General features: G+C 58.0%; 2 protein-coding genes. Both read right to left on the reverse strand.

The genetic code is table 11. The annotated features are described in order from the left end of the window. Positions 1 to 145 precede the first annotated feature (145 nt). Positions 146 to 1033, reverse strand: a complete 888-nt coding sequence (locus MRS74_RS23480) for a Tim44 domain-containing protein (protein WP_254582711.1) — start codon at positions 1031 to 1033, stop codon at positions 146 to 148. Then, positions 1021 to 1613: DMT family transporter (locus MRS74_RS23485; RefSeq protein ID WP_254582712.1), on the reverse strand; the 593-nt coding region annotated here is incomplete at its 5' end. The genes MRS74_RS23480 and MRS74_RS23485, both read right to left, overlap by 13 nt.

Genomic DNA, 1613 nt, shown 5'->3' on the forward strand with positions numbered 1-1613 from the left:
CTTCGGGTTATGAGCCCGACGAGCTACCAGACTGCTCCACCCCGCATCAACGTGGGCGTATAGTATAGAGGGCCCCACTGATGCGCAACCCCCTTTGCCAATTTACCTGAACAATCAGCAAATTAGCTCCATTACAGCAAATCGACTAGGCTTGCGGCTGCTCGATACCAACGATAACCCAGTCAGCATTCTCTACCGACATATCACGCATCAGGTGCCAGACTTCGCTGAACTCGGTGGTCTGATCAGAGTCTTCCTTCAGCCAGCCATAGAAGTTAATGCTCGCCACCACGTGATCCTTGTTATCGATAAAGCCCGCCAGCTCTGCCATCACAGAGACCACCTCGGTCTTCTGCGCGCCCTGCTTGCCGCGCTCGGCCTGCAGTTCGGCAAAGAGCTCGGGGGACACGTAGCTGCGGATCTCATCCCAGTTCTGCTCATCCCAGCTCTTCTGCAGGTGGCTGAAATGCTTCTGCGCCCCCACGACGAAAGCATCACGGTTGAACCACTGCGGCGTGTCAATTTCAGTGCTGCCAAGACCCGCGCCAAAGCCGGCAGCCGGTGCCGCAGCAGGCTCTGTCTGGGCACTGGTGCGCGCCATCGGCTCGCTGTAGGCATTAGCCGCATGATCCTGTACCGGAGCACCACCAGCGCCGGCATAGGCCGGTGCGTTCTGGCGCCGGAACATGGCAAACAGCTTGAAGGCCGCAAAGGCCAGCAGCGCGATGAGCACAAAGTCCATCATCTGCATGCCATCAAAAGCGCCCCCCATAAACAGGGATGCCAGCAAACCACCGGCCAGCAGGCCGCCGAGCATGCCGCCAAAACCGGACTTGCGTGGTGCAGTGGCAGGCGCGGCCGCTTTCTGCTGCGTGGTTGAGGAAGTGGCGGTCGGTGCCGTGGCTTTCTTGGGCATAGAGAAGCTCTTGCCAATGCTGCTACCGCCGCCAAAGCGCTTGCCCGCGTCGGCCTCTGGCGTCAGCAGGGTAAAACTCAGAAAAACGGCGAACATGATGGTCATCAGCTTTTGCATGAAGGCTCCTGTGTTTTGGTCGGTCTCAGGTTACGCAGTGTATCAGTAACCACGGCCAGAAAAATGCCCCCGAATATTAGGGCTATGCCGATAAAATGAAAAGCATGAACCTGCTCTCCAAGAAAGATTACCGACATCAGCAACCCAAACAACGGCATAAGGTGGATAAACAGACCCGCCACCGGGGCACCAAGTTCCGCAACGCCGCGATTCCAGCACATATAGGCCAGAATTGACGGAAAAATCGCCATGTAAAGCACCGTCGCCCCGGTGTGCAGCGAAAGCTCCGGCATGCGCCCCTGACTCAGTTCCAGCAACGCCGGCAGCCAGAGCACCAGCGCCCCAAGCGTAATGGTAATGCCCAGAAAAGCCATGCCACTGAGTTCAGCCGGCTTGTAACGCAGCAACACCGAATAGAGCGCCCAGTCAGCCACGGCGACAAACACCCAGAGATCGCCGCGGTTAAATTCAAGGCTCAACAGGGTCGCGATACTGGCCTTGCTCAGCAACACCAGCACGCCGCACATCGACAGGCTAACCCCCACCCACTGGCGCAAGCTGATGGCATGGTGCAGAAAGA

The sequence above is a fragment of the Marinobacterium sedimentorum genome (genome assembly GCF_024267675.1).
Classification (GTDB): domain Bacteria; phylum Pseudomonadota; class Gammaproteobacteria; order Pseudomonadales; family Balneatricaceae; genus Marinobacterium_A; species Marinobacterium_A sedimentorum.

What these genes read in the sequence shown, in the direction of transcription:
- MRS74_RS23480 (WP_254582711.1), bottom strand. Translation starts at nt 1,033, where the DNA reads ATGCAAAAGCTGATGACCATCATGTTCGCCGTTTTTCTGAGTTTTACC.